General features: G+C 39.8%; 21 protein-coding genes and 1 tRNA gene. 7 read left to right on the top strand and 15 right to left on the bottom strand.

Features of this window, described 5'->3' with window-relative positions; translation table 11 throughout:
• Positions 1-11 precede the first annotated feature (11 nt).
• Positions 12-1238 carry an EAL and HDOD domain-containing protein gene (locus IEZ33_RS05200; RefSeq protein ID WP_240009640.1) on the top strand — a complete coding sequence of 409 codons (1227 nt, stop codon included), beginning with the start codon at positions 12-14 and terminating at the stop codon, positions 1236-1238.
• Between the two features lie 13 nt (positions 1239-1251).
• Here the strand turns inward: IEZ33_RS05200 and IEZ33_RS05195 are convergent, their stop codons facing one another.
• Positions 1252-2514, bottom strand: coding sequence for a TIGR03862 family flavoprotein (locus IEZ33_RS05195; RefSeq protein WP_191602639.1), 1263 nt, complete (start codon positions 2512-2514; stop codon positions 1252-1254).
• A gap of 169 nt (positions 2515-2683) precedes the next feature.
• On the opposite strand from IEZ33_RS05195, the gene IEZ33_RS05190 reads away from it, so the two are divergent.
• A tRNA-Leu gene (locus tag IEZ33_RS05190) sits at positions 2684-2769 on the top strand.
• A gap of 101 nt (positions 2770-2870) precedes the next feature.
• On the opposite strand, the gene IEZ33_RS05185 is transcribed toward IEZ33_RS05190, so the two are convergent.
• The 4 genes from IEZ33_RS05185 to IEZ33_RS05170 form a co-directional block, all read right to left on the bottom strand.
• On the bottom strand, positions 2871-3821 hold the full coding sequence (locus tag IEZ33_RS05185) for a choline ABC transporter substrate-binding protein (RefSeq protein ID WP_191602638.1): 951 nt from the start codon (positions 3819-3821) through the stop codon (positions 2871-2873).
• Positions 3822-3849: 28 nt separating this feature from the next.
• A complete protein-coding gene (gene betC, locus IEZ33_RS05180; RefSeq protein WP_191602637.1) occupies positions 3850-5370 on the bottom strand; it encodes a choline-sulfatase in 1521 nt (506 codons plus the stop codon).
• A 523-nt stretch (positions 5371-5893) separates the two neighbouring features.
• Positions 5894-6730 carry a UTP--glucose-1-phosphate uridylyltransferase GalU gene (galU, locus tag IEZ33_RS05175; RefSeq protein WP_191602636.1) on the bottom strand — a complete coding sequence of 279 codons (837 nt, stop codon included), beginning with the start codon at positions 6728-6730 and terminating at the stop codon, positions 5894-5896.
• 79 nt (positions 6731-6809) lie between these two features.
• Positions 6810-8093 carry an MFS transporter gene (locus tag IEZ33_RS05170; RefSeq protein ID WP_191602635.1) on the bottom strand — a complete coding sequence of 428 codons (1284 nt, stop codon included), beginning with the start codon at positions 8091-8093 and terminating at the stop codon, positions 6810-6812.
• 390 nt (positions 8094-8483) lie between these two features.
• On the opposite strand from IEZ33_RS05170, the gene IEZ33_RS05165 reads away from it, so the two are divergent.
• Positions 8484-9404, top strand: coding sequence for a LysR substrate-binding domain-containing protein (locus IEZ33_RS05165; protein WP_191602634.1), 921 nt, complete (start codon positions 8484-8486; stop codon positions 9402-9404).
• A 94-nt stretch (positions 9405-9498) separates the two neighbouring features.
• Here the strand turns inward: IEZ33_RS05165 and choV are convergent, their stop codons facing one another.
• From choV to betI, 4 genes are all read right to left on the bottom strand, one after another.
• On the bottom strand, positions 9499-10689 hold the full coding sequence (gene choV, locus IEZ33_RS05160) for a choline ABC transporter ATP-binding protein (protein ID WP_191602633.1): 1191 nt from the start codon (positions 10687-10689) through the stop codon (positions 9499-9501).
• Positions 10689-11537: a choline ABC transporter permease subunit gene (gene choW, locus IEZ33_RS05155; RefSeq protein WP_191602632.1), complete on the bottom strand. Its 849-nt coding sequence runs from the start codon at positions 11535-11537 to the stop codon at positions 10689-10691. Before choW ends, choV begins: the two co-directional genes overlap by 1 nt.
• Positions 11538-11617: 80 nt before the next feature.
• The gene (locus IEZ33_RS05150) at positions 11618-12547 is read right to left on the bottom strand and encodes a choline ABC transporter substrate-binding protein (protein WP_420844877.1); all 930 of its coding nucleotides are present in this window, start codon (positions 12545-12547) and stop codon (positions 11618-11620) included.
• A gap of 92 nt (positions 12548-12639) precedes the next feature.
• Positions 12640-13218, bottom strand: a complete 579-nt coding sequence (gene betI, locus IEZ33_RS05145) for a transcriptional regulator BetI (RefSeq protein ID WP_191602630.1) — start codon at positions 13216-13218, stop codon at positions 12640-12642.
• A 296-nt stretch (positions 13219-13514) separates the two neighbouring features.
• On the opposite strand from betI, the gene IEZ33_RS05140 reads away from it, so the two are divergent.
• The 4 genes from IEZ33_RS05140 (at position 13515) to IEZ33_RS05125 (ending at position 17423) form a co-directional block, all read left to right on the top strand.
• On the top strand, positions 13515-14675 hold the full coding sequence (locus IEZ33_RS05140; protein WP_240009639.1) for a MalY/PatB family protein: 1161 nt from the start codon (positions 13515-13517) through the stop codon (positions 14673-14675).
• Between the two features lie 174 nt (positions 14676-14849).
• The gene (locus IEZ33_RS05135) at positions 14850-15656 is read left to right on the top strand and encodes a sterol desaturase family protein (protein WP_191602629.1); all 807 of its coding nucleotides are present in this window, start codon (positions 14850-14852) and stop codon (positions 15654-15656) included.
• A 35-nt stretch (positions 15657-15691) separates the two neighbouring features.
• A complete protein-coding gene (locus tag IEZ33_RS05130) occupies positions 15692-16324 on the top strand; it encodes a YceH family protein (RefSeq protein ID WP_191602628.1) in 633 nt (210 codons plus the stop codon).
• A gap of 55 nt (positions 16325-16379) precedes the next feature.
• Positions 16380-17423 carry a Gfo/Idh/MocA family protein gene (locus IEZ33_RS05125; RefSeq protein ID WP_191602627.1) on the top strand — a complete coding sequence of 348 codons (1044 nt, stop codon included), beginning with the start codon at positions 16380-16382 and terminating at the stop codon, positions 17421-17423.
• On the opposite strand, the gene IEZ33_RS05120 is transcribed toward IEZ33_RS05125, so the two are convergent.
• The 6 genes from IEZ33_RS05120 to dctP form a co-directional block, all read right to left on the bottom strand.
• A complete protein-coding gene (locus tag IEZ33_RS05120) occupies positions 17420-18352 on the bottom strand; it encodes an AEC family transporter (RefSeq protein WP_191602626.1) in 933 nt (310 codons plus the stop codon). The genes IEZ33_RS05125 and IEZ33_RS05120 overlap by 4 nt on opposite strands.
• Positions 18353-18709: 357 nt before the next feature.
• A complete protein-coding gene (locus IEZ33_RS05115; RefSeq protein WP_191602625.1) occupies positions 18710-20227 on the bottom strand; it encodes a malonate--CoA ligase in 1518 nt (505 codons plus the stop codon).
• Positions 20220-21485, bottom strand: a complete 1266-nt coding sequence (locus IEZ33_RS05110) for a malonyl-CoA decarboxylase domain-containing protein (RefSeq protein ID WP_191602624.1) — start codon at positions 21483-21485, stop codon at positions 20220-20222. Before IEZ33_RS05110 ends, IEZ33_RS05115 begins: the two co-directional genes overlap by 8 nt.
• A complete protein-coding gene (locus tag IEZ33_RS05105) occupies positions 21482-22798 on the bottom strand; it encodes a TRAP transporter large permease (RefSeq protein WP_191602623.1) in 1317 nt (438 codons plus the stop codon). The genes IEZ33_RS05110 and IEZ33_RS05105 overlap by 4 nt, the downstream gene beginning before the upstream one ends.
• The gene (locus IEZ33_RS05100; protein WP_191602622.1) at positions 22798-23349 is read right to left on the bottom strand and encodes a TRAP transporter small permease; all 552 of its coding nucleotides are present in this window, start codon (positions 23347-23349) and stop codon (positions 22798-22800) included. Before IEZ33_RS05100 ends, IEZ33_RS05105 begins: the two co-directional genes overlap by 1 nt.
• A gap of 10 nt (positions 23350-23359) precedes the next feature.
• Complete coding sequence (dctP, locus tag IEZ33_RS05095) at positions 23360-24346, bottom strand: TRAP transporter substrate-binding protein DctP (protein ID WP_191602621.1); 987 nt, start codon at positions 24344-24346, stop codon at positions 23360-23362.
• Between the last annotated feature and the right edge of the window lie 38 nt (positions 24347-24384).

Genomic DNA, 24384 nt, shown 5'->3' with positions numbered 1-24384 from the left:
AGGCGCAGATTTTGAAAGAAACGAAAAACCCTTTGAATGACTTAATGATGGCTCAACAGCCAATTTTTGATAGAAGTAACAATTTGTTTGGTTATGAATTGTTATTTAGAGGACACAATGAAGATTTCGCTAATTTTTCGAATGGTGAAGCGGCAACAAGCCAAGTTCTGGTTAACTTATGCATTGGCATTACAGAATTAAACGTTCAACTTAATACGCCTTTTTTCATTAATATGACGGGGGACCTCCTTCAGTCTGAAGCCTTTTTTCCCATTGACCCCTCAAAAGTATTTATCGAAATTCTAGAAGAGCAAAGTGTTACAAGCCACCTTATTCAAAGCGTGAAAGATTGGAAAAACGTTGGCTATGAGTTTGTCTTAGATGATTACCAATTCACTACAGAATATGACCCATTGTTGCCTTTAGTGAAAATGATCAAAATTGACGTACTGGCGACTCACCCTGAAGAATATAAAGAGAAGATTCAAAACCTCATAGAAAGCGGCATAATTCTTGTTGCTGAAAAAGTAGAAAGCCAGACGATGCTAGAAATATGCAAACGCATGGGGTTCAGCCTTTTTCAAGGTTACTACTTGCAAAAACCAACAATAGTAAAGGGTAAGAAAGTTGACTCCGCGACACAAATGACAATAGAACTGGTAAGTGAGCTGCAAAATCCGGATATCACTATTGACAGAGTTGTCAAATTGGTTGAAAAAAACCCTAAGTTTTCTTACCAATTATTACGAGTATTAAACAGCCCTATCTGCGGCATTCCTAAAAATGTTGAAAGTATAAAAGAAGCCGTTATTTTCACCGGACTTAATCAAATAAAAAAGTGGGCTTTACTCATCACGTTATCATCAACATCAACTCAACCCATAGAAACGTTCCGCATAATCCTTACTAGAGCCCACTGTTGCCAAGCGATGTGCCGACTTAGCGGCAAAGAGAGTGAAGATATGGGATTTATCGCAGGCATCATGTCTGGTATTGATGCTATTTTAGGCATGGATAAAAAAGAAGCGCTCAATCAGATAGCGTTAAGCCATACCTTAAAAGAAATCATTCTTGATCATAAAGGTGACATTGGAAAATACTTAAAGCTCATTCGCTCTCTTGAAAAAAATAATTGGGATGAAATATCTTCGTTACCTGTTAACACTAAAATTATGCTCAGTCGTTGCTATGGTGAAGGTGTTTTATGGGCGAATGCGACAATTAAAACACTGCTTTAAACACACTAAAACACTATTTCAGGTGAACTTCTCGACGATTTAACCAACTAATCATACCTTTTCCAGCATGCCGACCACTGGCGAAGCTTGCTGTGAGCAAGTATCCCCCTGTGGGCGCTTCCCAATCTAGCATTTCTCCGGCACAAAATACGCCTTCTCGGTGAATAAGCATCAAACCTTCTGTCAGAGCTGAACGTTTAATACCTCCAGCTGAACTAATCGCATTTTTAATGTCAAAGCATGCCGTTAAGGTCAATGGAAAACGTTTTAAATACGTCGCTAGAACATCATTATTTTGCAGTTCGCTACTCGATAATCTCTCTCTCAATAGCATGAATTTAACATTATCCAGTTTCAGTCTTTTCTTTAAAAAGCTTGATCTTGTTGATTTTCCTTTAGGGAGATTCAACCTAATAATAATCTCCTCCTTTGATAAATCCGGCATAAGGTCAAGAGTAATTTTTGCATAACCATCACACTCAATTCGCTCTCTGATCGCGGCAGAATGCGCATACACTAAGCTTCCTTCTAAGCCAAGTGCATCAACCATTACCTCCCCCTTAACACCATTTTTACCAATAGGATCACCGTCAATGGAAATAGACACGCCTTTTATCGGTTTTCCCTTGTTATGGATTGCAAAGTACTCACTCCACTGGCAAATAAAGCCACAATTTGCAGGACGAAACGGTCGATATTGCTTAGCGAATATAAGTGAGTCAACCCATTGAGCGTCAGAACCTAAAGAAGGCCAGCTTGCGCCACCAAGAGCAAACAAAACAGCACTGGCCTCGACAAGAACACGCTCTTCAGCACGCTGAAAAAGCAGTGCTTCTTTTTCCCATCCTATCCACTTATGCCGAGAGTGGAAGACAATTCCTTGCTGTTTTAGACGATGCACCCACTTACGTAGTAATGGGGCGGCTTTCATTTCTACAGGAAAAACACGGCCAGACGTGCCAATAAAGGTTTCCACGCCCAATCGATCTAACCAAACTCTGAGATCGGATGGACTGAAGGACGTTAACCACTCAGAAACCCATTCATTAGCCTCATAAAAACGTTGCTTAAAAAGCGCTTCAGGTTCTGAATGAGTAATGTTCATTCCCCCCTTTCCAGCCAGTAAAAATTTACGCGCAACAGATGGCATTGCATCATAAATTTCAACAGAATACCCCTCTTCGGCTAATGTTTCTGCAGCCATCAACCCGGCGGGACCCGCGCCAATAATAACAACTGGATGAGAACAAACTTTCTGATCTTTTAAAACTGACATACCAATAACCTAGATAAAGAGAGCCATAAACTGGGGACGATATTATAAAACAGTTTATGACCACTACCCAATCAAGAAAAAGATATCGTGTTGTAATTAAAAACGTTTTTTATAAATTAAATCATTGACAGCGATATAAAAATCCATAGAATATGCACCACGTTTCAAAGCCAGTGTGGTGGAATTGGTAGACACGACGGATTCAAAATCCGTTGCCTAATAAGCGTGGCGGTTCGAGTCCGCCCACTGGTACCAATTAAAAAGCCCGTATCTATATTTTCTAGATACGGGCTTTTTTTATGGTTTTTTGTAGAAGGTCGCTTTTCGCCTACCCCATCATCCCATTTCTTCATTACTTACAAACTTAAGGCACTACGCACCGCAACAAGCCCAGGTTTACCATCAAACGTTGTTACGCCTTCTAACCATTCATCCAATGCATCTGGGTTCTCTTGCAACCACGCTTTAGCGGCTACTGCGCCAGTTTGAGATTGATTTAAAATGCCATCAATAATTTCATTTTCCATCGCTAAAGAAAACTGTAAGTTTTGGACAAGCCTGCCAACATTACGGCATTCTTGGCTATAACCTTTTCGGCTAAGCGTATGAATGGTTGCACCACCATAATTGGGTCCAAAATACTCATCCCCTCCAGAAAGGTATTTTAGATCAAAAGAAACATTCATTGGATGCGGCTCCCAGCCAAGAAACACAATAAATTGCTCTCGACGAACGGAACGATTAACCTGAGAAAGCATCGCCTGTTCACCCGATTCAACCACTTTCCAGCCAGCCAAATCAAAATCATTCGTATCAATCATCTTTTGTATGTTTTGGTTGGCTGGTGCACCCGCTTCGATGCCATAAATACGCTTACGAAATTCACTCGAAAATTTATTTAGATCCGCAAAATCCTTAACCCCAGCGTTATAAACATACTCTGGGACAGCAAGGGTAAACTTCACTCCTTCAAGATTCGTTCGAACAACATCAATATCACTTTTATATTTATCAATAAAACCTGTTTGAGCAGGCATCCAATTCCCCATAAAAAGATCAACTTCACCGCTCTTTAAGCTTTCAAACCCAATAGGTACGCCTAATAACAACACATTTGTTTGATAGCCTAACGCATCGAGTATCGTTGTAGTGAGACCATTGGTGGCGCCAATATCAGTCCAGCCTGGATCACTAAAGGTTACGGTCTGACATTGACTAGGCTCTTGTGCGTAGCTAAAGCTACTTGCCATTAAAAGGGTAGTAAGACTCCCCATTTTAAGACACGTTAAGTAAGGTAAGGTGCTCATTATGGTATTACTCCTGCTCTATTTGGTTTTAATCGACTTTTGGAAATCTAGACCTGGCTTCTAAATCATCTAAATCAATATGGTTTCTCATATACATTTCAGCGCTATCAAAAACAGGCTGATGATCCCAAGGTTTTTTCTTACCTCTGTTTAAAGCACTAACAACCAAACGTCTGCGGCGTTGACTAACCAGAACATCTTCAGTAAGTGCGTTACTGTCCCATCGCTCTAGTGCTTCCTGTTTAAACTCGGCAAGAGCCGCGCTATAGGCACTATCACCCGCTAGATTATGCAACTCTTTCGGATCATCTTTGAGGTTGAATAATTGATCAGGATCTTTAGGACAATGAATATACTTATAGTCACCACGACGAATCATAAATAAAGGCGCAATAGTACCCTCTCCAAAATACTCCGCGATAACTTCATCATGCCCACCTGTACCTTCTAAATGAGGCACTAGACTGCGTCCTTGTATTGGCATAGCGTAATCATGAGGCGTGCTATTTGTTGCGAAATCAACAAAGGTGGGTAATAAGTCCATTGTTGAAACAGACTCTTTAACTCGCTTGGCAGAAAAGCGTTTGGGGGAATGAACTAACATAGGAACTCGAACCGAGTTTTCAAAGAAAGACATTTTGAACCAAAGATTTCTTTCTCCTAGCATATCTCCATGATCACCTGAAAAAACGATGATGGTATCCTCATCCAAACCGCAATCTTTTAATGATTTTAATACTTCACCAATTTTTTCATCCACATAACTTATAGCGCCATAATAAGCCCGCCTTGCATTCCGTATTTGCGGCTCTGTAATAGGCTGCTCATCAAACGCAAAGACATCTTGTAGCCTTAATGAGTGTGGGTCCTGCTCTTCTTTAGGAATGGTTATCTCAGGAAGGTCAATATCTTCATCCTTATAAAGATTCCAATATTGCTCAGGAATTGCGTAAGGGTCATGCGGATGAGTTAGAGAGACAGTCAAACAAAAAGGCCTTTCCTGATTGCCTCTCGCATAATCATGCAAATAACGCTTAGCTTGGAAAGTAACCTCATCATCAAAGTCCAATTGGTTTGTACGCACACAAGGCCCTGCCTGAGTAACAGAGCTCATATTGTGATACCACGTTGGACGCGTATCTGGATCGTCCCAGTTTGGAAACCAACCATAATCAGCAGGGTAAATATCAGTGGTTAATCGATCTTCAAAACCATGCAACTGCTCAGGACCACAAAAATGCATTTTTCCTGATAGCGCTGTTTGATAGTTTTGTTTTCTCAAATAGTGCGCAAATGTTGGAATATCCGCAGGAAAATCGGCCGCATTATCAAATGCACCAATTTTAGCCGGTAGCTGACCAGTCATTAAGACGTAGCGAGAAGGAGCGCATAAAGGACTATTGCAATAGGCAGAGTCAAAAATAACAGACTCTTCAGCTAACGCATCTAAGTTAGGCGTTTTGACTAATTTATGCCCATAAAATGAGAGTGCAGAAGCGGCCATTTGATCAGCCATTAGAAATAGAATGTTGGGTTTTTTACTTGTCATATAACAGTAACCTATGTGTTATTAAATACCGCGAGTTGATACGCATTAACTTGATAACAAATAGAGTGAACCTTTGAGTTTTTCTTGTAAACTGGCTATTTTTTTATGGGTGGAATAAGTTTTTCTAATACATAAAATCATCCTTTTCAAAATAAAGTCGATAACAACCTAATCATACCTAAGATTAAACTCAGATAATAAGCTCGAATAATGAGGAAAGACTTGCAATACGCAGATATTAAATAGATTTTATTTAGAGAATAACCATCATATTATAAAATCAGGACGGCACGAAAAACTCAGAGAAACTAGCAGGAAAGGGAAAATGCAATAACGTTTTTTTGTCGCAAACGGTTTAAATCCTGACGTAATTGTACTGTTTTGAACCAATCAATCAGAACTGAATAAAGATAAATGAATAGCAAGGGCAAACACGTTTGGTTTTTTTAAAATGGCAGCGAGCCCATAGGTAAGGGAGTTTTATGCTTAACACCCCTTTACTTACAAGCTCACTATTGGAACCTTAACCGCCTTTCTTATAAATATTCTCATAGCAATAGTTTGTTGCTTCAACAAAACCATCTATGCTGCCGCAATCAAAACGACGACCTTTAAATTTATAAGCCAACACGCACCCTTCCTTTGCTTGCTGCAGTAGCGCATCGGTGATTTGTACTTCTCCATTACGACCAGGAGGTGTGTCACGTATTTTTTGAAATATATCTGGTGTTAAAATATAGCGTCCAATTATAGCTAAATTAGAAGGTGCCTCTTCAGCATTGGGTTTTTCAACCATATCAGTTACACGGTATAAGCCATCAACCATACTTTCACCGGCGATAATGCCGTATTTATTTACTTCATCTGCTGGCACTTCTTCAATAGCAACGATAGAACAACGGAATTGATTGTAAAGCTTTACCATTTGCGCCATTACACCATCAGAACCCTCTTCTTCAACACAAAGGTCATCAGCTAATACAACGCCAAACGCTTCGTCACCAATCAGAGGCTCACCGGTCAAAATAGCATGACCAAGGCCCAGCATATTATTTTGGCGCGTATAAGAAAAATTTACATTATTAATTAAATAACGAATACCTTCTAAATACTGTTCTTTGCCTGTACCTGAAATTTGATGTTCTAACTCATAACTGATATCGAAATGATCAGCAATAGAGCGTTTACCGCGCCCCGTAACGAAAGTAACATTATTTAAACCAGCACCAACCGCCTCTTCAACACCATATTGAACAAGGGGTTTATTCACAATAGGAAGCATTTCTTTCGGCATAGATTTAGTCGCAGGCAAAAAACGTGTCCCATACCCTGCAACGGGAAATAAACATTTACGAATCATAATAGAGCTTCCTTATAAACAGAGCCAATTTGAAAAGTTAGTCCGTTATAAATATCAAATTAACCCATTGATTTCAAATTTAAAGTTTTATCTCGACTTCCGTCACTTCCTCTTCGACGTCAATAGTTGAATCGGCCTCAACTAACATTTCGGCTGTTACAACAGGGCTCACACCAAGCGCAACTGGAACTTGATCCCCTTGATCTTCGATAACCATGGCGGGCTGATAATTAATACGGTAAACCGCCACCATAGCCACTAATATATTCACTAAGGCCACAAACCAGAACAGCGCATTTACGTCTAAGAAGTCCATAGCAAGAGCACCTATGATTGGCCCAGAAGCGCCCCCAATGCCATTTAACAATATTAATCCACTACTCGCTGAAAGAATTTGTTCTGGTCGAAGCTGATCATTAACATGGGAGGCCGATAGTGAATACAATGGAAAGGAAAACGCGCCAATCAAGAACATCCCAAGTAACATGAAATAATGATTTTCCATGAACATTCCCAAAGGCACTACAAAAGCGGTTACTGAGGCAATAATAGAAACCAACAGAATAGTGACTCGACGGTCCTGAATATCAGATAAGCGCCCGATTGGCCATTGCAGCAATAGTCCTCCGATGTAACTGGCTCCCAAGAATAACGAAATTTCGCCAATATTCATGCCAATTGACTGGGCGTATACTGCACCTAACCCCAACACAGCCCCAGTAACTACACCGGCTAAAGTAACGCCGGTTACCCCAAGAGGTGCTGTTTTAATCAGATTCGCCATGTCTAGCTTTTCTGGCACTTCAATTGTTGGAGAAGGGGTTCGCACTAATAATAATGGAACCAAAGCGAACGATATCAAAACAGAGGTCAAAATAAACAAGTCATAGCCACTTGGGGAAGCAATATTAAGCAACATTTGCCCTAATATCGATCCACCCCATAAAACAATCATATAGATAGAAAATAATCGTCCTCTGGTTTCATTTGAAGAGATATCATTCAACCAACTCTCTGTCACAATAAAAAGACCGGCGTAACAGAGGCCTGTCCCCGTTCTCATAAGAGTCCAAAATAACGGATCAATCACAATGGATTGCATTAAAATTGTAATTGAGGCTAAAGAAGCAACGGCTGCAAACACACGTATGTGACCCACTTCTTTAACCCATTTTGGGACGAGCATTGCCCCAAGAATAAAGCCGACATAATAACCTGACATAATAAAACCAGTCATGGTTGTATCAAACTCTTCTAATGACGCCCTGATGCCTATTAACGACCCTTGAAGTCCACCAGCCATGGTAATAATGACAATACCAAATAGTAAACTCCATATTGGCAAAATAGTTTGCTTAACCATTCATTATTCCTTGTTTTAGAAGACTCAAAGACATTAAAGTTAGTGCAATTTTACTAAGGTAAAAAAGAATCGCAAATATACAAGAAACTCATAGGATTAAAACCCATATAAGATATTAATTTACCCTAATTTACTCAAAAAAGACGAATTAGATTCAAACAATGAAATTAACCACTTTTCTATTGCACAGACAACAGCAAGACACATCAGTATAGACACATTATCGCTCTTTTTGGCGTTACCTTGCGTACAACGCACGAACATGAAAGACCGCAAATAGATAAACCGACAATCTTATTCATCTCTTCACATTCGATTCTTTACACTATGTGTCTTTTAGGTTTACCCTGTAAAGTCATTGCAACGAGTTAACTCGGATAATTAGAGCTTATGTCTCAGAAAAGCTTACTGCCACCACTACAACATTTGGTTGTTTTTGAATCTGCGGCTAGACTTCTCAGTTTCACACGATCAGCCAAGGAACTGGGAACAACTCAACCGGCTATCAGTCAACAAATCAGAAGTTTAGAAGCCAATTTAAAGTGCCAATTATTTAATAGAGTTTATCGTGGTGTGGAGCTAACTGAAGCGGGAAATAAGCTGATGCTCGCGACACAAAAAAGTTTACACGAACTAAAACTCGTGTGTGACGATATTCGTCAGCGTCCTCTTAACAATCAAATCACTGTGGCAACAGATTTCGCATTTGCCTCTTATATCTTGATACCGAAACTGACTGAATTTAGGCATAAATATCAGTCGACTTTCCCTGAGATGGACATTCGATTACAAACATCGCAAGCGCCTGATGTGGCGAATAGCGCAGACGCAGACATTGTTATATTATTCGGGTCGAACCATCATCACTACGATAGCCACCAGCTTGTTACAGAAACCGTCTTACCTGTTTGCAGTCAAACACTCCTAACAACAGATCGTCCCATCACGCAATTTGATGATTTACTCAATTACCCAATCTTGAAGCTCAATGAAAACAAAAGCAAAAGTTGGCTCAACTGGGACGATGTCGCCTTTAAACACGGACTGACTATGAACAGTCTACAAGCGCAATTTGAATCGGACAACTACACATTGCTCGTACAGGCCGCTTTAGCAGGACAAGGCATCTGCTTAGCTTGGTCGCCCCTTTTAAACGACTTGATTCAAAAAGGCTTACTGGTTTCTTTCCCTCAATTCAGCCACTCATCAACTAATGGTTACCAGTTGATTTTCACCCACTCAACGGAAAAGACTCTACTAATGGAAACCTTCGCTGATTGGTTAAAAACCGAATTGTCTACACCCGCTTAAGTACAACACAATATCAGGTCCAAAATAAACTCAAAAAAAAGACCAAATTAGCACGACTAATTTGGTCTTTTTAATGCATTACTCAACATTAAATTTATGATTCGTCAGATTGACCAAAATGCTTACCAAGTAAGGCATGATAGAAGTTATTATCGTTCAAAATACCGACAAAGTGGCCGTCTTTAATCAGCATTAATGGTCGACCGGTTTTATAGCGTATTTCGGCGGCGTCTCTCATCGAAATATCAAAGGGCACGTTAGTGACAGAATCAACCGCTAAAGAATCGATACTTTCGCCTATCTGCCAATCGTTTATATTCAACACTTGGCCATTACACTCCGCTCTATTAACATTACCTTGACCATCTAAATGATAATAAATACCGCCATCAACACAGCCAAAGTCGAAGGTCTCCATTTCGCCTTTAGGAGACATTAAAGAGCTTCCTTTAAGAACGTTTAGTGGGTTTGTATGAGCAACAAATTTTTCGACGTATTCAGTTGCAGGGTTTAACACAATCGCTTCTGGCTTATCTTCTTGAATAATTTTTGCGGATTCCATGATGGCGATTTTTGACCCTATTTTCAGTGCTTCATCTAAATCATGACTCACAAAAATAATGGTTTTATTCAAACGTTGTTGTAACTCAATTAACTCATCTTGAAGTTGTGAGCGAATAAGAGGATCAAGAGCCGAAAACGGTTCATCCATTAACAACACGTCTGAATCCATCGCGAACGCTCTTGCTAGCCCTACGCGCTGCTTCATACCACCAGACAATTCATCAATTTTTTTATCGGCCCATGCATTAAGACCAACCATATCAATTTGCTTTCTAGCTTTTTCTAAACGCTCAGTTTTACCAAGACCCTGCATTTCTAAACCAAAAGCAACGTTCTCTAATACGGTGAGCCATGGCATCAAGGCAAAGCTTTGAAATACCATAGAAACACGATTTGTTCGAATGTGTCTTAACATGGTTTCATTACAAGTGGCCATATCGACCATTGTGTCACCATCGCGCACAAGACACTGACCGCGAGCGACTTTATTGAGACCATTAATGGTCCTTAACAACGTTGATTTACCAGACCCTGATAGTCCCATTAGGACGCAGATTTCTCCTTCTTTCACTTCAATATTAGCGTTTTGTACACCAACAACATCCCCTGTAATACCTAGAATTTCATTTCTTGACTTTCCTTGATCCATTAATGAAAGCGTTTCACGGGTGTTGTCACCAAAGACAACATCGAGATTTTGAATACTTACAACAGAAGACATTATGATTGCTCCTTACTAGCCGAAGGACTTTTACAAATACGGTCAAGCATAATAGCAACAAGTACAATAACGATACCGGCTTCAAAGCCTTGAGAAATGTTTACTGTATTTAACGCTCTTACCACAGGCTTACCAAGTCCGTCAGCGCCTACTAGAGCCGCAATCACCACCATAGATAAGGACAACATAATACATTGGGTAACGCCAGCCATAATATTTGGCATGGCCGCCGGAAGCTCTACCTTGTAAAGTAATTTAGATTTAGTGCAACCAAATGCGAGTCCAGCTTCCACCAATTCAGTAGGTACTTTACTAATCCCTAAATACGTAAGTCGAATTGGGGCGGCGATAGCAAAAATGATGGTAGATATTAGACCTGGAACGTACCCCAAACCAAATAAAATCAAAGTGGGAATCAAATACACAAAGGTTGGGATCGTTTGCATTAGATCTAAAATGGGTCGAAGTATGGTATATAACCAAGGCCTATGCGCGGCAGCAATGCCAATTGGCACACCAACAAGAACACTGATTGTGGTGGCCGAGACAACTAACACCAATGTTTGAATCGTTTCTACCCAATAACCTAAATTAATAATCAACAGCATTGAAGCGGCTACAAAAACCACTAGGCCTGTACTTCTATGCAAGAGCCACACTCCGATCATAACAATGACAATCACAGCTAAGGGCGGCATCCATTCAATCGCATCAACTAAAGAAACAATTAATGTTTCTAAGGTTTCTGAAATAAAATCGAAAAAAACGGCGGCAACTTCGATAAGCCAATCTACAAATAGCTCCATCCAAGATCCGAGGGGAAGTTTATGGTCAGTCAACCAGTTCATTATATTCTCTCCACGACATTAGGACTACAAAGAAAGGGTGGCTAAAACATAAAACGGCCACCCTATTTTACTTAACTAGATTACAGTCCTAAATGCGCCTTAACAGCCGCTACACTGCCGTTGTCACCTGATTCAGTTGCCACGCCCGTTAACCATGAATCTAAGACAGCAGGGTTACTCTTTAACCATTCTTGCGCGGCAACATTAGGTTGTTTGCCGTCGTCTAGAATAGCGCCCATGATTTGGTTCTCCATCTCAAGGGAAAATTCTAGGTTAGTCAAAAGCTTACCGACATTAGGGCACTCAGCTACGTAGGATTTACGAACGTTTGTATGGACATTAGCACCACCGTAGTTTGGTCCAAAGAAGTCATCACCACCATCTAAATACTCAATCTCGAAATTTGAGTTCATTGGATGCGGCGCCCAGCCTAAGAAAGCGATCCATTTATCACGGCGAGCATTACGACTTACCTGAGAGATCATCCCAGACTCACTAGATTCAACCAATTTAAACGAACCTAAATCAAATGCATTGGAATCAATCATACTTTGAATAATACGGTTGCCATCATTACCTGGCTCAATACCGTATACACGGCTAGAAAACTCTTTCTTGAATTTAGCCAAATCAGCAAACGTTTTCACTCCTGCGTCATAAGCCGTTTTGTTAACCGCCAAGGTATATTTAGCACCCACTAAATTTGGACCTAAGTCTTCAACCGTACCGGCTTCAAGGTAAGGCTTAATGTCTGCTTCCATTGTTGGCATCCAATTACCAAGAAAGACATCAATATCGCCATTGGCTAGAGATGTATAAGTGATCGGCACAGACAACAACTGAGTTTTTGTTTCGTAACCCAATCCTTGCAACACTTCAGAGGCAACCGCCGTTGTTGCTGTAATATCAGTCCAACCTACATCTGAAAATCGAACGGTAGAACAGCTCGCAGCAATCGTTAGGCCTGAGACAGTTGCGATACCTGTAGCAACAACAGATTTACTTAGCATTGATAACATAATTTACCCTCGTTTTAATAATTCAATTAACTTTATACGACATTTCTATTTTTATACATAAACCGCTCTTAAAACGGTGAGATCTAACCAAGTTCTAATTCTAAATAAGAGCGAATTAACTTAGTGGCATAAGCCTTGTTAATTCCACCATCTAATGAACCTCTAAGCCACATACCATCAATTAAAGAAGCGACAACTTGCGATACTTCTCGAGATTTCTGCAAACCAAGTACCCCCTTTAATTCAACCACAAGCGCTGTATTGAGTCGTTTGGAATAAACACGTTGAAGTCTAAAAAAAACAGTATCGTGCATAGCCAAGGCCCAAAAACCCATCCATACTTTAACGACTTCTGGCTGAGTCTGAGAGTGACTGAGGCTGGTTTTCACAATAATCATGATATTTTCTATCGTGCTTTCTTTCTTTTCTTCTGCCAGTTCTTTTTTTAATAGCTGAAAGAATTCACGAATTAAGCTTTTCATTGTTTCTTCTAATAAACCGTTTTTACCGCCAAAATAGTGGTTTATTATGGCAGGAGAAACACCGGCTTTTTTTCCAATAACACTGACTGTTGCACCAGCAAACCCTCGCTCATCAATTACCTTTATAGCGGCTTGAATCAACTGTGGCTTTCTAATTTCTGGCATTCCAACTTTTGGCATAAATCACAACCTTTATATTAAACGCTTGTTTAACTTTAATCATAGTAGGATGCTTAAGAACTAAGGGCAACCCTTGACAAATTAAAGAAAAGGATCATATAAGCAGTTAAGATATTGATATGATTATATTTTTTTATATTATTAGTTTTTTTAAAGTTTTTCCCTTTTTCTTAAAATTTCATTTAATATGATTGATTTACAAAGATTTTTATGCGGATTAATATAGGAATTAATATTTTTAAATTATTATAAATTAATAAAAAATCGATGATTATTTCAATTTTTGAGAGGTTATAATGACGGAACAAGCCAATATGAAAAATGAATTTGATACTATAATTCCACGAACCGATACTCAAAGCGACAAATGGTCAAGATATTCAAAAGACGTTATTCCTTTATGGGTAGCTGATATGGATTTTACATCACCAGATGTTATTCGAGACGCAATTTCAAAACGTTTAGAACATGGTATTTTTGGTTATACATCGGCATCAAAATCGCTTTTCAACAGTATTCAAAACCACTTAGAAACGCGCTACTCATGGCTTATCAACGAGCAATCTATTGTCTATTTACCAGGACTTGTCTGCGCCCTGCACTTAGGGGTAAGAACGTTTTCTAATAAAGAAGACAGTATTGTTGTCCCCGGCCCTGTTTATTACCATTTAACAAAAGCCGCTGAGCTGGCGGATAGAAAACTGCTGCATGTGGAAATGCAACAAGACGAAAGTCAGCGATGGATACCGGATTTTGAGGCTTTAGAAGTAGCGTGTTCAAATAAAAATAGTTGCATGTTATTACTCTGTAACCCTCATAACCCAGGTGGTACCGTCTATACTAAAGCCGAATTAGAACGCATCCATAAAATGGCCCAAGCCAACAACCTAATCGTGCTTTCTGACGAAATTCATTGTGACCTTATCTTAGAAGACGTTTCTCATGTTCCTTTTGCCAGTTTAAATGAGGACGCAAAAAATCGAACAATCACCCTAATGGCACCCAGTAAAACCTTTAACATTGCCGGTCTTGGGTTTGCGTTTGCCGTGATTGAAAATCCCAAATTAAGGCACCTGTTCAATAAAGAAAAAAGCGGTATTATCCCTTCTCCCAATGTATTAGGCTTAGTAGCGGCTCAAGCTGCCTATGAAAAAGGTCAAGAATGGCATAAGAATTTATTGGTATACCTGAAAAGCAACCGAGATTTTATCCGATTAAAACTAAAAGACACCCCAATAAAATTTTCTTCTTTGGAAGCGACATATTTAGAATGGCTTGATGTCAGTGGGTTACAACTCGACGATCCCTATCGCTTTTTCCTTGACGCTGGAGTAGGCCTTTCTGATGGCAAAGATTTTGGTAACCCCCAGTTTTTAAGGCTCAATTTTGGCTGCCCTCGGCCCTTATTGGAAGAAGCTCTTGATAAAATGGTAAAGGCAATCAATCGTCTATCTTGATTCACTTTTCACTCTCATTTTAGATAGACCTTTTATCTGAAAGTCTATTATGAGAATGGAATTTTCAATTTTAATCAGAGAGCCTAATTTTAAGGAACTTTTTAGCAAGAGTATTGACTAACATTTCAGCAGGGTTGTCATTGACCACAAAACAAAAATATGGGGCCGTACATTATGACCGATTACGCATTGAGACTGACTGTATTTTTGTTCTGTGTTGTTGCACTCTTTTTTTGGCAAACATTTTTTCCCAAAAAACCGTTACGTTACTCGAAGCAGCGCTGGCTAGAAAATATCGGGATGCTTGCCATTAATACCGTCACTTTGCGCTTTTTCCAGCCGATTTTATTATCAATAATCGCCCTATCCGCTTCAAACTATGGTCTGTTACAACAGTGGCCTCTCCCATTCTGGATAACCGTGCTTCTTAGTATCGTTTTACTGGATTTAGCCATTTACTGCCAGCACACCTTATCTCATCGTATTAATTGGATTTGGAGGTTACACAGAGTGCATCATTCTGATGCCGAACTGGATGTCTCTTCGGCGGTTCGATTTCATCCAATTGAAATACTTCTCTCCTTACTATACAAAAGCGCGATCGTATTAATTTTTGGTATACCAGCGGCGGCTATTTTATTTTTTGATATCCTCTTAAATGCATCCGCGCTATTTAATCACAGCAATATTAGACTTCCTGTCGCGTTTGAAGCTAAGTTAAGAAAAATGATTGTTACACCAGAAATGCATCGAATTCACCACTCTCGTCTAACAAAAGAAACGAACAGCAACTATGGCTTTTTCTTAAGTGTTTGGGACAGACTTTTTCAAACATACACACCTAAGGCTACTTTGGGTGACCAAGACATTCAAATAGGCATGCCGCAAACGCGTTTTTATAAAACAAAAGGCCTACTTTCTTTACTACTTATGCCATCATTTACGTCAAGCGACTTCCAAAACAAGCAAGACAAGGAGTAATATATAATCCTTAAGTATTATAATAAGGGTTTACTATGAGCCAGCAGTCCCTCACTAATGAACAGATCCGCATTATTGGTAGCTTAATAGAAAAATCAATTACCACTCCAGACCTCTATCCTTTAAGCCTTAAATCACTTCAAAATGCATGCAACCAAAAATCCAGTAGAGATCCCATTACGGATTTTAGTTTAATGGAATTAGAAACTATTTTAGATGAATTAATCCAAAGTAATCTTGTAATAGATACATCAAGCTTTAATAGCAAGACGGCAAAATACCAACATCGCTTTTGTAATACTGAATTCTCTGATATTCAGTTTAGTATGCCTGAACTCGCCCTTATTTGCTTATTTATGCTAAGAGGTCCTCAGACATCGGGAGAACTTAGATCAAGAGCGGCTCGACTTTACACATTTAAAGATCTCGCAGAAGTAGAAGATACCTTACAATCCTTGATTACGATGACTGGTGGTCCTTACATTCAAGCACTGCCAAAGGTCCCAGGGAAAAGGGAAATACGCTATATCCATCTGTTTGCTGAAAATGCTGTTTTGCAGGTTATGAACAATTCGACGGAAGATAAAGACACCCTAATAGTAAGTTTAAAACAGCGTATCAAAGAACTCGAAGAACAAATTTCGGACTTACAAGAAAGAATTCAATAGACAATCTATCCAATAGACACTCTAAAAGCGACCAATAATACAGCAGGAGAATATTATGAGAACTATACGTTGGGGTATCATCGGAACCGGTGCGGTCGCTAGAAGCTTTGCCAATGACTTTGCCTATGCAAAAACAGGTGAATTAACGGCGATCGCATCGCGCAATAAAGAAACGGCGGATCAGTTTGCGGCCGACTTTAATATCGATTTAGCCTTTATAGACTATTTTTCATTAATTAATAGCGATCAAGTGGATATTATTTACATTGCGGTGCCTCACCATTTGCACTACAAAATCGCTAAAGCCTGTATTCTGGCTAAAAAATCCATTCTCTGTGAGAAACCTTTTACTATCAATCAAGAGCAATCACGTGAATTATATGAACTTGCTGAACAAAATAATGTCTTTGCTATGGAGGCCATGTGGACGCGCTTTAATCCAGTGATTGAACAAGTTTATGATTGGATCGAAGATGGAGAGTTAGGTCAATTAAACAGTATTCAGGCAAGCTTTGGCTTTGTTGGTCCATCCGACCCAGAGCATCGATTATTAAACAAGTCACTTGCTGGTGGTGCTTTACTTGATCTAGGAATTTACCCAATTTTTCTCGCACAATTGTTTTTCGGTAAACCCGATTTTATTCAAAACCAAGCCGTAATAGGAGATACGGACGTTGATGTATTCAATCAAGTTCTTTTAGGCTGGGAAAAAGGACACTTAGCCAGTTTAGAGTCATCACTTATCTCTCACTCTCCCAATAAAGCCGTCTTATCAGGCAGTAAAGGATTCATTGAAATAGACGGCCCCTGGTTCATGGCCAAATCGTGTCGGCTGATTGATGCTAATAACAACGAAAGAGCCATTGAATTTGACTTTCCTGGGCTGGGGTATCAATTCGAAATAGATGAAGTAAACCGCTGCTTAGAAGAAGGGCTGCTGCAAAGCCCTAATTTCTCTTGGGAAGACTCTCTTGAGCTCATTAGTACACTCGATGAAATTCGAGATGACATTGGACTTTATTATGATGGTGAAGAAGAGCCAAGCACTGAGCATGACATTCATGAACACCACCATGAACATCATCACCATAAACATTAAGTTAAAAATATTATCTGGGCAACCCACATTACCATTGGCAACATAGCCATACTAATGGCTGTTTGAGAACTAATTAAAACAGCCATTAGTGGAGCATTGCCACCTAATTGACGAGCCAGAGCGTAGCCTGATGTTGCGGTAGGAACGGCTCCAAAAATAACCGCCACAGCCGCCACAACGCCTGAAATGTCAAAAGTAATACAAAGTAAAATAATAATGGTGGGGAAAACGGTCATCTTGATGATAGTGGAGCACCAGATATACTTCCAGGCCGTATTTATTTCTTTAAATTGTAAGCTCGCCCCAACGGCTAACAAAACTAAAGGTAACGTCGCTTGTGATAGTATTTCAGTTATTGCATATAAAGGAATAACGTCACTGGCTCCAAGCAAGTTAACACTTACCCCTAATAGAATCGATATAATAAGCGGGTTCTTAAATAATTCCTTAACTATTAGTCCAGATAAACTCACGCCTTTTTTGCCGTGTTTAACTACCATATAAATAACAACTAGCACGTTAATTGTTGGTATAAGAATAGAAGCCCCTAACGTTGCGTACAGCAGACCAACATCACCATAAAGCTTATCAGCAACGGCAAGCGCTATAAATGTATTAAATCGAACACCAGCTTGAACGATAGTCGTACACGTTGGAGGAGAAGCACGCATGAACGTATTTACCAGCAAGCAGAGACAGAAAATAAGCGCAATTGTGGAAAGGAAAATAATGGCATAGCGCCCTACTATCGGATGGCTAAAATCTACCTCTGAAGTTTTGGTATAAAGTAGCGATGGAAAGAGCACCCAATAGACTAATTTATCAACACCACTCCAAAACGAATCCGATGGGAAATCGTATCTAGATAAAATAATGCCCATTATTAATAAGAGAAAAACAGGTAAAATAGTCAACGATAGGGAAATCATTCTGAATAACCAAGTAGTGTCTAGGGCTCGATTTTAATACAGATATAAGGTTACGGGTATTATTAAAGGAAGAAATCACACGCTTCTAATTTTATATTTTTAATATCCCCTTTTTTCAAAAAAATCATAGACCTAAACGCGAGCATTTGCATCAATATATACACTCAATCTGAAATGAATCCGATTACTTTACTTCATCACGCCTACCATACTACTACAAGGCAAAAATCATAGAAAAGCATCTATTTTTCTATGATTTTCACTTCATAGCCAACATGTAAAAAATCAAACGTAAATATTATGAGCCCTATTTGAATTTTGGTTTTTTACCCAATGTCTGCTCAAATAACCAGGACATCAGTTCATAAAAAGGACTTTATATTCTTCGCGTAAAATATTTTTTTGAACTTTACCCATTGTGTTTCTAGGCAAGGCATCAATAACAACCAGTTTACGGGGATGCTTGAATCTTGCTAAAGCGTCTTTAACTGCATTCTGAACGCTGTCGATATCCAAAACATTTTTATCGGCAACAAGAACACCAACAACCGTTTCGCCAAAATCAGGATGCGGTACACCGATAACAGCACTTTCAATAACGCCAGGCTGTTCGTCCAATATCAATTCAATCTCTTTCGGGTAAATATTGTACCCTCCAGAAATAATAAGATCTTTATTCCTACCCACAATGCTAACATAACCGTCAGAATCAATTGAGCCTAGGTCTCCAGTGATAAAGAAGCCATTTGACCGTAACTCTTCCGCTGTTTTTTCAGGCATATTCCAATACCCTTTAAAAACATTCGGCCCTCGAACCTCAATTTGACCTATTTCACCTTGAGGTAATTCCTCACCTGTTGTTGGGTCCGTAATTTTCAACTCAACATTCGGCAATGGAAAACCGACAGTACCAGCACGACGCTCCCCTTTATATGGGTTTGATGCATTCATGTTGGTTTCTGTCATACCATATCGCTCTAAAATACGATGACCTGTGCGTTGCTCGAATTGCACATGGGTTTCTGACAGTAACGGTGCGGACCCAGAAATAAATAATCGCATATGCTGAGTAAGATCTCGATCGAACCGTTCATCACTCAATAACCGTGTATAAAAAGTAGGAACGCCCATCAAGGCCGTCGCCTTAGGCAACAACATGATAATCCGATCCAGATCAAAACTTGGTTCAAAAATTAGCTTTGCTCCCGATTTTAGAGCGATATTGACCGCAACAAATAAGCCATGAATATGAAAAATAGGCAATGCATGTAAAAGCACATCGTCTTTGGTAAATTCCCAAACTTCTTGCAAGGTTTCACAATTGGATAATAAGTTATTCTGAGTCAACATAGCACCTTTTGAGCGCCCAGTTGTACCAGAGGTGTATAAAAATGACGCAATATCATCAAGGGTTCGATCGGCTGTAGTAAAAGTGGTTGGCAATTTTTTCGCTAAATCAGGCAAACTCCCCTGTAGCCCATCATCAGATTGCGTCATGATAATCGTATTATAAGATTTAGATAAGCTCTCCATAACTTGAGCCGATGACGAATTACAAACCAATAACTTTGATCCAGAATCTTTAATAAAATACTCGACCTCAGAGAAGGTGTACGCCGTGTTTAAAGGTAAATAAACCACACCAGCTTGAACGCACGCGGCATATAATGCCAGTGTGGAAACGGATTTACCGACTTGGGCTGCAAGGCAATCTCCTGGCTGTAAGCCTTGCTCAGTAATTGCATGAGCATATTGCGCAGCTTGCTTAAGAAAAGCATCATAAGACACTTCTTTTTTATTCAACGAATCGATGATAAAGGTCGTACTTTTACCTTTATGTGAAGCAAATAGAACATCATAAAGAGGATTAGACATGTTGTTTCTCTCTTAACAAAGGTGACAAAGATTCACTCAGTTTTAAAACATCCTGAGTAGTTGATATATAACCCGTCGCGGCAAATTTTTCATGATTTTCAGAGACATTCGTTAGTTCATAAAGATAATTTACCATTGCACCTCCAGACTGCCTGATACCTTTACCGGATAGATCTGCATCATTATGAATAGCATAAATTTTTGCACCATTACCTAAATGAAAGCGTGCAACAGGATCATAAGGACGACCATTTTTCCCTTTCTCATTAAGCAAATAGTGAGCGGCTAGTAACTTCGTATCATTAAATGGCTGACAGGATGTATCAATTCCTCTTTCTTTTGCCCATTTCATCAAAGTAGGAATTGGCGATAAAGTCACGAAGTTTTTAAGATTGCTATATCGCGAAGATAAATCCGCTGCTACCTGCTTAATAAGTGAGTTCCCGAATGAAATACTGCTTAAGCCTTGCTGACAATTAGAAATCGAATAAAAGACGGCGGTATCGGCCTCTTCCACTGAGATTTCTTCACGATTATCGGATAGTACTGACTGAACAGAATTTGCAATTCCTTTCGTTAACGCTACTTCCACAAATATCAGCGGCTCATCCGGCATAGATAAGTGAAAAAAAGCAAAACAGCAGCGATCTTCAGGTTGCATACGACGGCGTAAGTCATCCCAACTAGCAATTGCATGAACCGCTTCATAAGCAATGATTTTTTCAAGAATATGGGCGGGGGTTTCCCAATTAATGGGGCGCAGCACTAAAAAACCACGATTAAACCATGAGGCAAAAAGATGACGAAAATCCAAATCCAATGCAGCAAGAGTATCAGAATTTTTTTTCAGCCTAAGTAAATCCGCCCGCATATTAACAAGTTTTCCAGTGGCTCCAGACACTTGATTCAAACGTCGAATCAATTCTTGCCGTCTGGGTTCAACCGCTTCCATATAATTATGGTAGGTAGTTTTAGATGGTTGTTTACGATAATCCTCAAGTGCTACTTCAACCTGGTCAGGATCAATATCCATATTAGTCGATAAATGGTTAAACAGGGCTAACTTATCTTCGTCTGTTAATTCATCAAATCGATCAAGAATTTGTGTGGCTAATGTAATGCCGGAGGATTCACCAGCCGTACCGATTAATTTATCCACCAAAGAAATGACAGAGCTGTCTTTCTGCAATGTGTTTTTTTCAGAAGGTCGATAACGTCGATCAAAGATGTTTGACAACAACTCCATCATCATACTCATATACTAGGTCCCATTATTAGGTTAGGTAGCCAAGTGGCTATACCTGGAAATAAACATAAGAGAACAATCGCAATAACCATACAGGCCACGTAAGGAAGAGAGCCCATAAGAATCGTTTTCAACGATATATCTGGCGCAATACCGTTGATTACATATAAGTTCAGTCCTACGGGAGGGCTGATTAGGCCAATTTCCATATTAATCGTTAACACAACAGCAAACCAAATAGGGTCAAAACCAGCCGACGTTATAATGGGTAATAAAATCGGTGCAGACATCAGAATGACGGCCACAGGAGGAAGAAAAAAACCTGCGATTAATAAAAACACATTCACCGCAATCATTAATACCCATCTGTTTACGTCCAAAGTACCAATCCACTCTGCGATAGATTGTGTAATAAACAAACTGGACAACATATAACTAAAGACACCCGCCGCCGCAATGATAAACAAGATCATAACGCTTTCACGAGTACTGTCTCTTAGCACAACCCACAAAGCCTTTGGATGCCACAAACGATATATGATCATCGCAATAATCAGACAAAGTAAAGCACCAACAGCCGCCGTTTCAGAAGGAGTGGCAACGCCGCCATACATGGCATATAACACACCGGCAATAATCGCCAAGAATGGTACTACTCTAGGTAGGATTTCAAAACGCTCTCGCCAACTATAACTTCCTGTCGCCAATAATTCTTTATTACCGGATTTCCAAGTTGAATATAAAGACCACGCCATAAATAAAACAACCAACAGAAAACCAGGCATGACACCAGCCAAAAATAGACGACCAATTGACGTCTCTGTCGCTATTCCGTAAACAATCATAGTGACGGATGGAGGAATAAGAATACCAAGCGTTCCGCCAGCCGCGATCGAACCCGCCGCCACACCGTCAGGATAACCACGTTTACGCATTTCGGGAATTCCCATTTTACCGATTGCAGCACAAGTCGCAGGAGATGACCCAGACATCGCAGCAAACAAGGCGCAAGCCCCCAAGTTCGATATCACTAAGCCACCAGGGACACGAGTCAACCAACGCTCTAACGCCTCATACAAATCAGCGCCTGCTCGAGTTGATGCAATGGAAGACCCCATAATGATAAACATAGGAATAGATAACAAAGCAAAGCTATCTAACTTTCCAAAAAATATTTCAGGTAGAAGCTCTAACGAACGCAAACCATCAAACACCAGCAAAAAACCGCCTGAGACGATTAATAAACCCAATGCAACCGATACCCCAGAAAATAACACTAAGATAGTCATTACAGCGACAATCGCGCCCAATACTAAAGGATCCATTATTTCTCCTCCAAGCCAAACGGCGTATCTTTTCCAATAATCACCGCTAGAAAGTCGGCTATTAATTGAAGCAATAATAGGAAAAATCCTACCGGCAATGAGAGATAAGGAATCCATAAACGAATTCCCCACACTGTATCTGACTTCCAATTACGCTCATAAGCCAAATGCCAATGCTCAAACGCATAAAACACCATGACGAGGACAATCATAATTGATAAAAAAAGCGTAAAAAAATACATATACTTTCGAAAGGTAGCCGACAACAGTATTGGAATCAGATCAACATTAACGTGCCCACGTAAGAGTTGGACATAGGGTAAACCCATTAAAGTCGCTGATATCATAAAATACACGACAGCTTCTGTTTGCCAGATAGTCGAGAGGTTTAGAACGGACCTTACATAGATCATTTGGCAGGTAATCATAACCGCTGCAACGATCATAAAAGCCGCTAGCCAGCCCGACAAAGTCGAAAGCCAGGATACAGCATAAATAAATTTATGCTGTATCCCTTGGCTACCATTAGCATAGTCATTTGGTAACGTCATGATTCGGCCCCTATTCAACCGCTAACGCTAAATCAAGTAAGGTTTGACCATCAGGAAGGTCCTCTACAAATGCTTTGTAAGATGTTTCTTTTGCAAGCTCTCTCCATTGAGTAAAATCCTCTGGCGTCATTTCAGCGATTTCAACACCGGCTTGACGGAACACCTCAGTAGAGGCCGCATCTTCTTTTTTCGCTTCATTTAAATAAAAATTTTGCGCTTTTTTAGAGGCCGCTAGTAAGGCACTTTGCTGTTCTTTATTTAAATTTTCAAAGGTCGTTTTATTCATCAATAGAGGCTGATACATAAACCAAAGAGCAACATCGGCTGCTGGCGTGTAACATTTAGCTTGTTCATAAATACGATATGAAACAAAAGAAGATGAAGATGTATTCGCGCCGTTAAGAACGCCAGTTTGCATTGCATTATAAATTTCTGAGGAAGCCATAGATGCGATTGATGCTCCAGCACCGGCTAACATCTGCTCAAATGATTTACCCGCAGCACGCATTTGCAAGCCCTTTACATCTTTAGGGTTAGTAATGCATTTATCTTTGCCTGCAAATCCACCGGCTAAATAACCATGAACTAAAACCATAACATCATCTTCTGCCATTTTTTCTTCAATGGCTTCCATAAAAGGCGAAGCACTCAAACGAGCCGCATGATCATGATTTTTAACTAATCCTGGCATGAGAGTCAGGTTATAAGCTGGTTGTTGGCCACCGGCGTAACTTAAAGGGATCAAGGTCATATCTAATTGGCCTCTACTCACAGGCCGATATTGCTCACGAGGTTTAAACAGTGATTTAGAACCAAAGATTTTAATGGTTAGATCCACATTAGCTGCACTGACTTCATCCGCAACCATCTGTGCCACTTGGTGACGAATATCTTTATTTGACCATTGGTGGGATAATCTAAGCTCTTCAGCACCAGCGACAACGCTGCCGCTGAAAATAGACAATGCGATAAGTGATTTAGAAATGATTTTCTTCATTTTTTTCTCCTAAGAATTTATTTTTATTTTAGAGAATG

The sequence above is a fragment of the Marinomonas algicola genome (assembly GCF_014805825.1).
Lineage (GTDB): Bacteria > Pseudomonadota > Gammaproteobacteria > Pseudomonadales > Marinomonadaceae > Marinomonas > Marinomonas algicola.
Note: the sequence above shows the minus strand (reverse complement) of the source record. Positions and strands in the feature narration are given on the sequence as shown.